This window comes from Exiguobacterium sp. s128 (genome assembly GCF_018618815.1).
GTDB lineage: Bacteria > Bacillota > Bacilli > Exiguobacteriales > Exiguobacteriaceae > Exiguobacterium_A > Exiguobacterium_A antarcticum.
Window position 1 is genome coordinate 1 of sequence record NZ_JACSMT010000014.1, and the last position, 12677, is coordinate 12677.

Here is a 12677-nt window from a genome sequence, read left to right on the forward strand (position 1 = left end):
AATGTGGTGTGGTAACTCCATTCTACACGAGGCCGTTATGGGCTTTTTGTGTTTTCCGTCAGGTGTTGCACTTAATATTACAATTCGTCACACAAAAAACCGCTACATAAAATTTATGTAGCGGTGAAGGTACTTCACGAAGATTAAAAAGAATACGAGTGTTCTTTATAATTTCCGAAAACCGTATGAATCTCGGAAAATGTGACAAAGGCATTGGATTCGACAGAGGAAACGATTTCTTGTAGTTTAAGGATTTCATTGTTTTGGACAACGACATACACCATCTTTTTCGTTCGGTTCGAATACCCACCACGCGCATCAAGAATCGTCACACCACGTCCAAGTTCTTTTGTGATGACCTCATTGATTTCATCTGCTTTTTCACAAATGATGATACATTGCTTAGAAGCAGAATAAAAACTATAGACGGTTTGAAGTGCTTTTGCACGAACAAAACTCATGATCAGTGCATACATGACGTGCTTCAAATCAAATACAAACCAGACGAGTACATAAATCACTAAGTCCTGCATTAAAAAAATACGTGGGAGCGGCCAATTATGAAAACGTGCATAGAAAAATTTCCCGAGAATATCGAGTCCGCCTGTTGAGGCACCGCCAAAGAAAATCAAGGCCATCGCTAAACCAGAAACAAGACCGGCAAAAATAGAAGCGACGAGAGGATCATTTAAAGACTCAGGTACGATTTGTGTTGGAATCCAGTCAATCAAAAAAGAAGAGACCAGGACGATGATACCCGATAAAAACATAAATCGTTTGGGTAAAAAACGAAAGCCGAGTAAAAAAAGTGGGATGTTTAAGACAAGTTGTGTCAAGCCGATGGGTGTATGAAACAATTCTTGGGCAATGAGCGTAATCCCCATGATACCACCGGATCCGATATCGTTAGGTGATAAGAGAAGGCTGATATACAACGAGTACAACAATGTTCCAACCAAAAGGAAACCAATTTTTTCTGTTCGTTTTTTCTTTGTAGGTCGTTTAATTTTCATGGTGAATGATGAGAAATCTCATGCTCCTCCTCTGTAAAAGTATCTGCCTGCAAGAGTACGCTGATATCAGGAATAATTCAACCCCTGATTTGAAAAAGGTTAACAAAACGACGAGTTTTTTGAGAAAGGGGACCATTTTTTTGAAAAAAATCATACTGATCATTTTCTGTGTCGGAATCGGGTTATCGACCGGTTCATGGGTGGTCTTACAGCAGCAAAAACAACCGGAAGAAGAAAGTTGGAAAGACGGTCATGTGATTACCCGTCATGTCGGCACGTCCATTTCAAATACGGCAGCCATCGAAGAATTGGTCAAACAGTTTCCGTTCTCCGAGTCCTTAGACGACGTTTCAATTACAGGGACAACCGTACGGATGACGTATCGCGTGACGGGGAAAGAACGAGTAGCGTGGACAGGGAGCGATACGGAGGATATTAAACGTGGAAGCCCATTCTTTTTAGAAAGTCGTTTGCCAAAGCTCATCATGCACCATACGTTAGGTCTTTTTTTGAGTGTATCGGATCTCTCCGAACTCCGGATCGAGTACAATGATCCGTTCACTGAAGTGGTATTTGACGTGGACCGTTCGAAGTTTGAAGAGTATACGCCGAAAGATATCGACCGAGCCAGTTCTTCCGCAGATCGGTTTAATCGTGTCGTCGTGGAAGACTATATTCTTGTTGATTCAAGGCGGGCCGCATTTTTCGAAAAGTTTGTCGATGCGCTCCGCATCACACCTGAAAACTAGTTGTATCTAACAATGAAAAGGCATTTTTCACAAACTTGACACAATGATATCGTTTTCACCTTGTTCTTTTGACAAAACGCTAAATAAGGTCTATTCATCACTTGAACATCTTATAAGATGGAAGTATGATAATAAGTGAACAGACATTGTGAAGTTTTGAACAAAAGAAAGCGAGGTTTCTACGATGAACGAGGTAGAAGCATTAGAAGGATTAAGAAAAAAAGCCGTCAAATCGACGCAAATGTTACAGTTGCGTCCACTAGAATATTTGGTTCGAGCGATGCTGGCTGGCGTTTTCATTGGTTTTGCAATCATATTTACACTTAAATCAATCAACGGTTTTTATTTAAATGAATCACCTGTCACGACACTTGTCGGTGGATTGACGTTTGGTGTTGCGCTCGTCTTGATTGTTTATGGCGGAGCAGAATTGTTCACCGGAAACACGATGTACTTTACGACATCGACGATGCGTGGTTATACATCGAAAATGGATACGTTTAAAGTATGGACGCTTTGTTTTATCGGAAACGGACTCGGCGGATTGGCATTTGCTTTACTGTTTTCACAAACGGGAATCATTCAGGAACTCGGGATGGACAACTGGTTGTTTGCCGTATCGGAGACGAAGATTCACCATACGACATGGGAAATCTTTACCCGAGCGATTTTTTGCAACTGGATGGTCTGTCTAGCGATTTTCATTCCAAAAAACATGAAAAATGAGTTAGCACAAATCATGATGATGATGATCCTCGTGGCTGTTTTCTTTGCCTCTGGATTTGATCATGTCATTGCTAACATGGCATTGTTCTCACTTGCTTTAGTCGTACCGCACCCAGAAGCGATTTCGTTTGCTGGAGCAATCCACAATCTGATTCCTGCCTTGTTTGGAAACATCATCGGCGGAGCACTTTTCATGGGAATGATCTACACATGGCTCAATAAATCAAAATTAGAAGTCGATCAATCGGATCAAGAAGCAGCAACGATCAATATCGCTTCAAAACAAAAAGCTTAAAAAATGGCCCGGGTTCGATGGGCTTGACCATACACAAAGAAGGATCCGATGAAAAAATCGGATCCTTCTTTGTTATGAATGGGTGTAGGACATGATCTGATTCGGTTACTCCAGATGCTGAAAACGATCGACATCTGCCGCCAGTTCTTCGTAGATGGCTTCGACGATTTGTGCATCGTCGAATAATCCTAAGATGTTTTCATCTGGTAAGGCATCAACCGGAGACGTGAAATATAGAACGGCTGTCAATAACAATTGTTCTTGCTCAGGTTGCATCTCAAAACGTTTCGTATATAGCGCCCGTAACATTTCAAGTAATTGTTTGAGTTGGAAATAAAGGACAAGTTCCGCTTCACGTTCGATATCCGAACCATCTTCTGACGCGATATCCGTTGTGAGTCGCGCCAATCCGAGTTCGCCTTGAATCAATAAGTCTTCCTGTGCTTTCGTATTTCCGACAGCTGTTAATGCTTGTCGGTGAAAATAGGTGTAAGCAGATTTAAAATCGCCTGGTGTAAATTCCATCATCAACACTCCTTCTGTATCTCTAGTTTCACCTTATTTCTTGCAAAATTGCAACTATTTCGTGAAAATAAGAGTAATAGTTGAAAGGGGATTACATAATGCCGACTCAAGAACAGTTAAAAAAGTATGCCGCACTTGCCGTACGAACAGGAATTAACCTACAAGCAGGTCAACAATTGGAAGTTCGTGCCGGAATCGAAAATGCACCGCTCGTCCGTGAAATCACGCGTGTTGCGTATGAAGTGGGAGCTTCTAACGTATATGTGCAGTGGTCTGATGACGAAATGACGAAAATCCGTTACTTCGACGCACCGGAAGATTCGTTTGACGCCTTCCCGGATTGGTTAACAGCACGATTCGATCAGTTGGCAGAGGAGAAAACAGCGTTTCTATCCGTCGTCAGTGAAGATCCGGATTTATTGAACGGAGTCGAATCGAGCCGGATTGCCCGTGCCAACAAAGCAGCAGGTGTTGCATTAGCTAACTGGCGTAAATTCGTCATGAGCGATAACGTAAGCTGGTGTGTCATCGCAGCGCCTTCGGATGCTTGGGCGGCTAAGGTATTCCCGGACTCTGAACACGCTGTGGAAGACCTGTGGGATGCTATCCTGAAGGCGACACGCGTTGATCAAGCCGATCCAGTCGCAGCGTGGGAGCAACATGACACGAACTTGCGGACAAAGGCGACGTTCCTAACTGAAAAAAAATATAAAAAATTACATTATTCAGCACCGGGTACAGAATTGACGATTGAATTACCAGAGCGTCACGTCTGGCTTGGCGGTGGTGGACCAAATGCCGATGGAGTTGATTTCATCGCGAACCTGCCGACGGAAGAAGTCTTCACATTACCGAAAAAGACAGGTGTGAACGGTCATGTTTCGAGTACGAAACCGCTCAGCTACAGCGGGAATCTGATTGATGGGTTCACATTATGGTTCGAAGACGGAAAAATCGTTAAAGCCGAGGCAAAACAAGGACAGGCAGCACTGGACGAATTGATTTCACTGGACGAAGGTGCACGTTACCTGGGCGAAGTAGCCCTCGTTCCACATCATTCACCGATTTCAGACTCCGGGATTTTATTCTATAACACGTTGTTTGACGAAAATGCATCGTGTCACTTGGCGATCGGCCGTGCCTATTCGACCTGCCTTGAAAACGGACCAAGCTTATCGAATGAGGAATTGGCTGATCAAGGTGCCAACGACTCGATGACACACGTCGACTTCATGATTGGTTCAGGTCAGATGTCGATCGATGGAGAACTAGTGGATGGAACCCGTGAACCATTGATGCGCGACGGAAACTGGGCAATTTAATCCATTCCAAAAAAGGGAGTAGGCGGACACGTTAATTGTGTTGGCCTACTCCCTTTTTTTGATTCAACTGTGTAATTCTTCGCCAATGATTTTTACTTCCGGTTCCAGTAAGATTCCGAATTTTTCTTGAACGGTTTCCTGCACGTGTTGGATGAGCGAAATGTAGTCTGTTGCTGTCGCATCTTTAATGTTGACGATGAATCCGGCATGTTTTTGAGAAACTTCAGCACCACCGATCCGTGCGCCTTGTAAACCGCTGTCTTGAATCAATTTACCGGCAAAATAACCTTCCGGGCGTTTGAAGACACTTCCACAAGATGGATACTCAAGTGGTTGTTTCGTCTCACGTTTATGCGTCAAGTCATCCATCATTTCTTTGATCAAGGCAGGATCACCTTCTGTGAGTAAAAAGCGTCCTTCTAAAATGATGTACTCTTTTTTCGAAAAACAGCTTGATCGATACCCAAGCTCAAGTTCCTCGTGTGAGATGTTCAACAGTTCGCCTTTACGCGTCAAGACCGTCGCGCTGTGGAGGCAGTCTTTTACTTCGCCACCGTAGGCTCCGGCATTCATGATTAAAGCTCCGCCAATCGTACCGGGAATACCACAGGCGAACTCAAGTCCACTCAAAGCATGGTCATACGCAACACGTGATGCTTGGATGATCGCAGCGCCGCTTTGGGCAACGAGTTCATGTCCTTCAACAGAAATATCGGTTAGTTTTTCGAAAGATAAGACGATTCCACGAATACCACCGTCACGAACGACAAGATTCGAACCGTTTCCGAGCATCGTCAGAGGGAGTTCGTGTTCATAGGCATAACGAACAGCAAATGCTGTTTCTTCATATGTCGACGGAATGAGGAACAAATCCGCCAGCCCACCCATTTTAGTGTACGTATGGTTTTTTAAGGGTTCATTAATCAAAACGGCTTCTTTTGCGATACCTTCATATAATCCAGCTAATAATTGCTCTAATAATTGCTCAGTCATCATGTCTCAGTCCTTTTTCATAAATTCCATTCAGCTAAAAACGCTCAAAATATATTTTACACTAATTCTATGATTGATGTTTAGCATACTGTCCCCAAAATACAGACTTGACAGATAAAAAGCAAGCTGTACTTCAGAAATAGGAGTGAATTTTCATCAATATATGATGATTTTCTTTAAAAATAAAAATAATAGGATCAGGAATGAATAAAAGAAAAAAGGGGAAAAATAAAATGAAGGCCTGGTATTTAAAAAGGGGGATTTCAGATGGAAAGTGAACGGTTAGAGATGCGACCATTTTCAGAAGCAGATTTTTCCTTTTATAAAACACTTGTCCAAAATGAACGCGTCATGCGGTATATCAATGGCGGGACGGCACTAGAAGAGGCGGAAGCACGAAGTTGGTTCGAACGACAATTCGGACGATATGAAGACGACCGCCAAACCGGTTTTCTATTGTTGGAAAAAAAAGAAACACGCGAACCGGTCGGATTTGCCGGACTCATTCTTCAAGAAGTGGACGGTGTCGAAGAATTAGAAGTCGGATATTGGTTGACACCGATTCATTGGAAGGTCGGATATGGTCGAGAAGCAGCAAATCGGTTGATGCGCGAAGCGTTTGAAAGAGGACACGATCGTTTGATTTCGATTATTCATCCAGAAAATAAATCTTCCCAAAATGTCGCGCGGGCGAATGGGTTACAATGGGAAAAGGACACAGTTTTCAATGGAATTCCAGTCGTCATCTATTCCTGTCGCTTATCTCGGCTGTTTAGAGGATGACCTATGAAATGATAGAGGAGCGAAGTCATTCATGTACCAGACCACGTTGATCACATTTAATGAGTTAACTGTCTCAAGCTTATATCAGTTACTGAAGTTACGAACCGATATTTTCGTCGTTGAACAAGACTGCCCGTATCCCGAGCTCGACAATCGTGATCAAGACGCGTTACATGGTCTTGCTTATGAGGGAGAGAAATTAATTGGTTGCTTACGGATTTTACCGAGAAAGTCGTCCGGAGCAGTTGCGATCGGACGTGTTGCCGTGCAAGTCGATTACCGATCGCATGGAATAGCAAGAAGACTGTTAAACGAAGCGATCGCGTATCTTCAAGAGCAAGGCGAGGTTTTGATTGACCTTCAAGCGCAGGCGCACCTGAAAGAGTTTTATGGTTCATTTGGATTTGAAGAGAAATCAGAGATTTATCTAGAAGACGGCATCCCGCATCTGGATATGCAGATGCAGTTAAGTGAAGTTCCAAAAAGACTTCAGGAATAGGGTGGACGAACCGATGATGATAGCAGGAAGAACTCTATCTGGAGGTGAGTCAGTCATTGAAAAAAGTACTGGTCATTCTCGCGTTAAGTCTGATCGGGGTGTTATCGTTTGCTGTCGGTATCTCCTATGCTGAACTTCAAATTAGCCAACGTAGTTCGGAAGAACAATTGGCTAAGATGTTACAAACCCGGCATGGCATCGATCAGACATCATTGTTAGAAGTGAAGGCCTCGTTTTCATTTCGACATCGGCAAGTGATTCAGGTCCGCTTACGTGGTGAACCCGCCGTCACCTATGAATTCATTCAACCTGAACGACAACTTGAGTATGTCGGTTCGGTTGGGACAAGTGTCGAAAAAGTCGGAAAGCAGGATGAAGCTTTTCGAAATTCGCACTTGAAAGTGAGTGAAAAATAAAAAATCTTGGTGCTATTCTCGAAGCAGAGAAACACCAAGATTTTTTTTGAGTCTTTCAAGAAGAATCGATATTGCGTACACTACGAAGAGAGACATCATTCAGGAGGAAACTTATTATGAGAAGATTTATAAAAAACGAAGCAATCGCCCCTGCGATCCACGCCTTTCGGACGCTCGAGCGAACGGACTTTCATACATACAATCAGCAATTAACACCAGAAGAACGCCGCGCACTGAATTTTATCGGGCGAGCAATCTCTCTACAATCGAGTGAACACCTCGCTTTGGCACTTGAAACAAAGCAGCCGATGATGGACGTAGACCGTCTTCTGGTCGATTTAATCCAGACGGATCAAAGGACTTCTCTATTTCGACAGTTACTTGCGAATGGCTTAGATCTTAACCAATTGGTGACGATTGACGGACATCGTTCGCTTGTCAGACAGCCGCTCTCTTTCCCGGTAGGCTTATATACAGTCTACAATCATGAGTTATTTACGATAGCTCTTCAGGCCGGACTAGATCTTACGTATACGACGACATTACAGCGGAGCGATCGTTTTCTCGAGACCGATGAAATCAATACGCTCGACATCGTGTTGTTACTGACACATGAAGAGGAACTGGACGAAAAGAGCCTCCAGATGTTCCGGCACTCGACGACAGTAGGCTTGGTCGAACGATTACACCGTTCAAAGTCTAAAAATTTGCAACCGATTATTGAGGACACCAATTACGTGGTCTCTTTCCGCTATGCCAAACATTTCCCGTTGTTTTATGCCATCGTTGGTCGCCAGACGGATCAGTTCCCCAAAATGTTGGAAGACGCATTGAAGGATCCAAATCAGCCAGACATCATCAAGGATGCCTTACTTGCCTTTCATAATTATCAACCAGGTCTTGCGGCGAGTTTAGGGAAGACCTATTATGAGAGCTTATTTGAAATCGGGAATCAATTGAAGTCACGTGGTCATGTTGATTTTAATGCAGTAGACGATCAATATGTGTTAGCGGAGTATTTCGATATCGTGCAACGATTACGTGGTTAAGAGGGCACCTTCGCACGAATAACGATGCCAATTGGAAAAGACTTGAATATCGCAAAAAGCATCAGGCTGATAAAGGCGGAGAGCATCTTGATGAGTCGAAAAGCAATACACTTCAAAAGAAAAGATATTCTTTTTGTGGAGTTTCGTCTGAAACGTGTCTAAGATACGCCGCCCATACCCTTGGTGTTTGAGTTGAGGTAGACAGGTGATTTCCAAAAGTCGGACGGTTTGTTTATGTTTTTCAATGAGAATCGTTCCGACGATGGTTTTATCATCATAAACGAGATAGGGTAAAGCACCTTGATCGACTAAGTAGTCGAGATGTAGAGTATCATAAGGAAATAGGAACTCGGAGTCACAAGTCGCATCGTTCCGGATGGTCAAGTATAACTGACGATTACGTAGTGTGAGTGGTTTGAACTGGACGGAAGGAACCCGATTATGGGTGAGACCGATTAAACGAAACTGTTCACTGGATAACTGGTAACCTAACGATGTCCAGGTGGAGACGAATCCGAAGTCATGTGGAGGTATGATTTGTACATCGATGTGTTTAGGGGAGAGAAAAATCGCTTCGGAGTGTACGTGTCGTGCGAGATAGCGAAATGCGTGTAAATCGGTATAAGCCGCATTCAAGATCTGGATCGAGTGTTCGAGGACATGGAAACCAAGTGTAGCTGAGACCTGATCCTCTTTCCAAACGGTCCATTGGTGATGTTCGGTTGGTTGACAGGACAACGATAAGGGGAAAAAACGATTGTTTTGGAGCAACCGATGCACTAAACGACGCTGCTGATGAGACAATTGTCGGTAAGACAGAATATTCATATCCTAGACGCCCTTTCAAAGAAAATGAAAGCCAGTACCTATAGTATACAAATAAATAAGTGTTAAATGGTTTTAATTTGAAATTTAAGGTAAATATTTAGGTGGTGAAGAGATGAAAAAAACATTGATTGCATTAGGCTTCTTTTGGATCATGTTAGCGATTCCGATACAAGCGCAGGAAATCGAAAAAAATGAAACGAGTGTCCGAGAATCGACTACGTACGGAAGTTACGGGACGATGGATGAAATCATCACCGATCAAAAGGAACCAACGTATGACGGTTTTGATTCACCTAATGACATGGCTTTTTTGTTTGCCTGTATCGCATTACTTGCGACGGTTGGATTAGGAATTGTCAACGCAACAGACTAATGTGAGAAAAAGACGCAGGCCTCTCTACGATATGCAGAGTCCTGCGTCTTTGTAGTTGATGTTTCATCAAAAATGAATGTGTTTTCTTCGACCGACGCGCTCGATTCGTTCATGTTCTTCCTCTAATCCAGCTTGTTCAAGCAGGTCGAGATAATAACGAAATGGCGTCGACCGATGCGAAAAGTAAGGAATGTATTCTGTGAATAACATGGCCTCGGCCCGTTCGAGTTCACGTAGAGCAATCAAGGCGTGCAGTTCGGCGAAGCGGATTTCTTGATACAGCAATAACATGTCAGCATCCACACGGACTTTCATCTGTAATTTTTTAGCGTGGTTATTCAATAACGCGACATAGGATTCGCGTTCCGAGTTATTCGTACAGTGTGTGAGGACAGCGAGGAACAGGTCGCTCCGTTCTGTATCGACATCGATCGGCACCTTGACGGCCGTATAGATGGCGCGTTGCATCCACGTCTGATCGGGTGCTTCGAGCTTATAATAACCGACAAGCTCTTCGAACAATTCAACTTGCGTGACTTTAATCAGTCGAAACGGATCGTTACTCAAAAAGAGGGGTTCTTCTCCAGCTGCAGAGGAGAGTAAAAAAAAGAATTCCTCAAAGGCGACACGTGTCCCGTTTTTTCGACCGATGTAATGCCGTAAGTGTTTGAGTAAACGTTTGGCTGTCACATACCAATTTTTTTGTTCACGAAGCGAAACGAGTTCGTTTGGCTCCAGATAATGAAGATCATAAGCAAGCTGAATAAATTGTTCCGTTTGTTCAATCGTCTGCTCGACGGTCGGTTGTTCTTGTTCCTTCTGCAAGCCTTTATACTTAGCGAACTGAGATAACATCAAATCGAGTTCTTTTTCTTCGATAACTTGTTTAGGGAGTTGGCGATAGATTTCTACGATGATGTCGCGAAGGGTCGTATCGCCATATTGTTCGAGTAAAAGACGTAGTTTACGAATTCTCATGATCGCCCTCCTTCGACAAAAAGACACAATACTTCTCTTATCCCTTTCCCGATTTTTTTATAAATCGAACATCTTTCATTTGCACTTTGAGTTCATGTTTGCCTATCGTTAAGAGAATCATTAATTCAAAGGGGCGATTATTCATGAACGAAACTATTCAACATTTACTTAATCATCGGTCGATTCGAAAATTCAAGACCGACCAATTGGACCAGGAGACAATTAATATTCTAGTCCGTTCAGCGCAGGCAGCCTCGACATCTTCCTATCAACAGGCGTATGCCATCATTGGAGTCGAAGACGACACCATTAAACAACGACTAGTCGAAGTAGCGAGTGGTCAAACATATGTCGCGGAAAATGGATATTTCTTTGTCTTCTGTATCGATTATCACAAACATGTCTTAGCAGCTGATCTGGCATCAGGGGCAGTCGATCGGACCGTCGAGACGACGGAAGCACTGATTGTCGGAGCAGTCGACGCAGGACTTGCAGCCCAAAACCTGGTCGTGGCAGCAGAGTCGTTAGGATACGGTACGGTTTATATCGGATCACTGAGAAATGATGCGGCGAAAGTAAGTGAACTGCTGGCTTTACCAGATCATGTCGTCCCGTTGTTTGGTGTCGCGGTTGGTGTACCGGACCAAGAGCCGGGTAAAAAACCCCGCCTTCCGATGGATGCGGTCTTCCACCGGAATACGTATACTAATGACGAGACGATGCGTCAATTGTTGACTCAATATGAAGAAGAGACATCTGCTTATTATGGAGACCGGACTGACGGGCGACGGACGGAAGGCTGGGTCTATCAGATGGCAGCTTCGATGAAGGAACCAAAACGGACGTATCTCCGTCATTTCTTACAGGAAAAACACTTATCGCGCGATTAAAACGGAGGTAGCTTATGGAAGAATTTCACTCGGGACGTTCTCGATTAGAACGAAAACGTCAAGAAGGGTTACATGAATCAGAAGAGCATCCTCATGGGGAGCAAGAACATGAACCGAACGAGGCTAGTCCGAGGCAAGAACGATCTGCGAGTCAGCGTTATTTAGATGATCCGCCAATCGAACGGAAAAAGCAGATGGAAAATGCGCGACAAACAACAGGAAAACGGCGCCTTCAGGTCGGATTCGGCACAGTGCTTCGCTCGGGAAATCGGTTCGCGGTTGTGGTCAAAAATCGGTTGAATCAACGGCGTTCGTCACGTAACCGCCGGACGGACGAACCGATTACTTCGCGTTCGTCCGATCGTGCTTTAAAAAAACAGCCGGTCGCAAAAAAGAAACGGCGTTTTAAAGGGAAAATAATTGGTCTAATCATGCTTATTTTAATCGGACTCATCGTGTTCGGTTCACAACCGTTTACATTCCTGCTGATTGGTAGTGATGCACGACCAGGAGAATCGTTACGGGGATCGCGGTCAGACTCGTTATCCGTCATGCAGTTCGTTCCCTTATCGCGGACGATTCAACTGACGTCGATTCCGCGAGATACGTATACACCGATTGCTTGTGAAGACGGGAAAAAAGATAAGATTACACACGCGTTCGCCTATGGAGGTGAAGACTGTACAAGTAGTGCCGTCAGCGAACTGCTCGATCAAGACATCGATAGTAAAATCGTCATTTCCTTTGATAGTTTTATCGGTCTGATCGATGAGATTGGTGGAATCGACCTTGTATCGACAGGAACATTCTCCGAACAAGATGCCAGTGGAAAAGCCAATCAGTATACGTTCCAAAAAGGAAAAGAATATCATATGGACGGAGCGATGGCACTGGCCTACTCCAGACACCGGAAATCGGATACCGACGTCGCCCGTGCGAATCGTCAATCTGAAGTTATCCAAGCCGTAGCGACAGATTTGATGAAGCCGACAGGTTGGTCAAGTATTCCTGACGCAAACCGTTACATGAAGGAAGAGATGAATCTAGACGTCAGCGTTCGTCAAATGATGACGGCTGGCTTGTCACTTGCCTTGTTGTCGGAGCGCGAACACCTTGAAGTCGAAGGTGTCAGCGAACGGATGAATGGTATCTTCTATGATTTCCCGAAGAAAAAAGAACTGAAAGAACTGCGTGTGAAACTCGATACGACATTTTACGGGACACTAAAAAATGATTAA

15 protein-coding genes are annotated in these 12677 nt (G+C 43.9%); 10 read left to right on the top strand and 5 right to left on the bottom strand.

The annotated features are described in order from the left end of the window. Positions 1–143: 143 nt before the first annotated feature. Positions 144–1013 (bottom strand): YitT family protein, encoded by an 870-nt coding sequence (locus tag KNQ13_RS07290; protein WP_014969551.1) that lies wholly within the window; start codon positions 1011–1013, stop codon positions 144–146. Positions 1014–1153: 140 nt separating this feature from the next. Between KNQ13_RS07290 and KNQ13_RS07295 the strand changes: the two genes are divergently transcribed. Then, positions 1154–1762, top strand: coding sequence for a hypothetical protein (locus KNQ13_RS07295; protein ID WP_236624396.1), 609 nt, complete (start codon positions 1154–1156; stop codon positions 1760–1762). Between the two features lie 184 nt (positions 1763–1946). Beyond that, positions 1947–2783, top strand: a complete 837-nt coding sequence (locus tag KNQ13_RS07300) for a formate/nitrite transporter family protein (RefSeq protein ID WP_014969553.1) — start codon at positions 1947–1949, stop codon at positions 2781–2783. 105 nt (positions 2784–2888) lie between these two features. Here KNQ13_RS07300 and KNQ13_RS07305 read toward each other — a convergent pair whose 3' ends face one another. Continuing rightward, complete coding sequence (locus KNQ13_RS07305; protein WP_026830895.1) at positions 2889–3311, bottom strand: DUF1232 domain-containing protein; 423 nt, start codon at positions 3309–3311, stop codon at positions 2889–2891. 95 nt (positions 3312–3406) lie between these two features. Here KNQ13_RS07305 and KNQ13_RS07310 point away from each other — a divergent pair, with 95 nt between their 5' ends. Beyond that, positions 3407–4630 carry an aminopeptidase gene (locus tag KNQ13_RS07310; protein ID WP_026830896.1) on the top strand — a complete coding sequence of 408 codons (1224 nt, stop codon included), beginning with the start codon at positions 3407–3409 and terminating at the stop codon, positions 4628–4630. 63 nt (positions 4631–4693) lie between these two features. Here KNQ13_RS07310 and murB read toward each other — a convergent pair whose 3' ends face one another. Beyond that, positions 4694–5626, bottom strand: a complete 933-nt coding sequence (murB, locus tag KNQ13_RS07315) for a UDP-N-acetylmuramate dehydrogenase (protein WP_026830897.1) — start codon at positions 5624–5626, stop codon at positions 4694–4696. 264 nt (positions 5627–5890) lie between these two features. Between murB and KNQ13_RS07320 the strand changes: the two genes are divergently transcribed. The 4 genes from KNQ13_RS07320 (at position 5891) to KNQ13_RS07335 (ending at position 8370) form a co-directional block, all read left to right on the top strand. Further along, on the top strand, positions 5891–6406 hold the full coding sequence (locus KNQ13_RS07320) for a GNAT family N-acetyltransferase (protein WP_014969557.1): 516 nt from the start codon (positions 5891–5893) through the stop codon (positions 6404–6406). Between the two features lie 31 nt (positions 6407–6437). After that, a complete protein-coding gene (locus tag KNQ13_RS07325) occupies positions 6438–6905 on the top strand; it encodes a GNAT family N-acetyltransferase (RefSeq protein WP_026830898.1) in 468 nt (155 codons plus the stop codon). A 56-nt stretch (positions 6906–6961) separates the two neighbouring features. Next, positions 6962–7321 (top strand): hypothetical protein, encoded by a 360-nt coding sequence (locus KNQ13_RS07330; protein WP_014969559.1) that lies wholly within the window; start codon positions 6962–6964, stop codon positions 7319–7321. 116 nt (positions 7322–7437) lie between these two features. After that, positions 7438–8370: a hypothetical protein gene (locus tag KNQ13_RS07335; protein ID WP_026830899.1), complete on the top strand. Its 933-nt coding sequence runs from the start codon at positions 7438–7440 to the stop codon at positions 8368–8370. Here the strand turns inward: KNQ13_RS07335 and KNQ13_RS07340 are convergent. Then, positions 8359–9198, bottom strand: a complete 840-nt coding sequence (locus tag KNQ13_RS07340; protein WP_026830900.1) for a GNAT family N-acetyltransferase — start codon at positions 9196–9198, stop codon at positions 8359–8361. The genes KNQ13_RS07335 and KNQ13_RS07340 overlap by 12 nt on opposite strands. 112 nt (positions 9199–9310) lie before the next feature. Here KNQ13_RS07340 and KNQ13_RS07345 point away from each other — a divergent pair, with 112 nt between their 5' ends. Then, positions 9311–9571, top strand: a complete 261-nt coding sequence (locus KNQ13_RS07345; RefSeq protein ID WP_026830901.1) for a hypothetical protein — start codon at positions 9311–9313, stop codon at positions 9569–9571. A 66-nt stretch (positions 9572–9637) separates the two neighbouring features. Here the strand turns inward: KNQ13_RS07345 and KNQ13_RS07350 are convergent, their stop codons facing one another. Beyond that, positions 9638–10549: a hypothetical protein gene (locus tag KNQ13_RS07350; protein ID WP_014969563.1), complete on the bottom strand. Its 912-nt coding sequence runs from the start codon at positions 10547–10549 to the stop codon at positions 9638–9640. A gap of 143 nt (positions 10550–10692) precedes the next feature. Here KNQ13_RS07350 and nfsA point away from each other — a divergent pair, with 143 nt between their 5' ends. Together nfsA and KNQ13_RS07360 are read left to right on the top strand one after the other, a co-directional pair. Next, positions 10693–11439, top strand: coding sequence for an oxygen-insensitive NADPH nitroreductase (gene nfsA, locus KNQ13_RS07355; RefSeq protein WP_026830902.1), 747 nt, complete (start codon positions 10693–10695; stop codon positions 11437–11439). A gap of 14 nt (positions 11440–11453) precedes the next feature. After that, positions 11454–12677 carry an LCP family protein gene (locus tag KNQ13_RS07360; RefSeq protein WP_026830903.1) on the top strand — a complete coding sequence of 408 codons (1224 nt, stop codon included), beginning with the start codon at positions 11454–11456 and terminating at the stop codon, positions 12675–12677.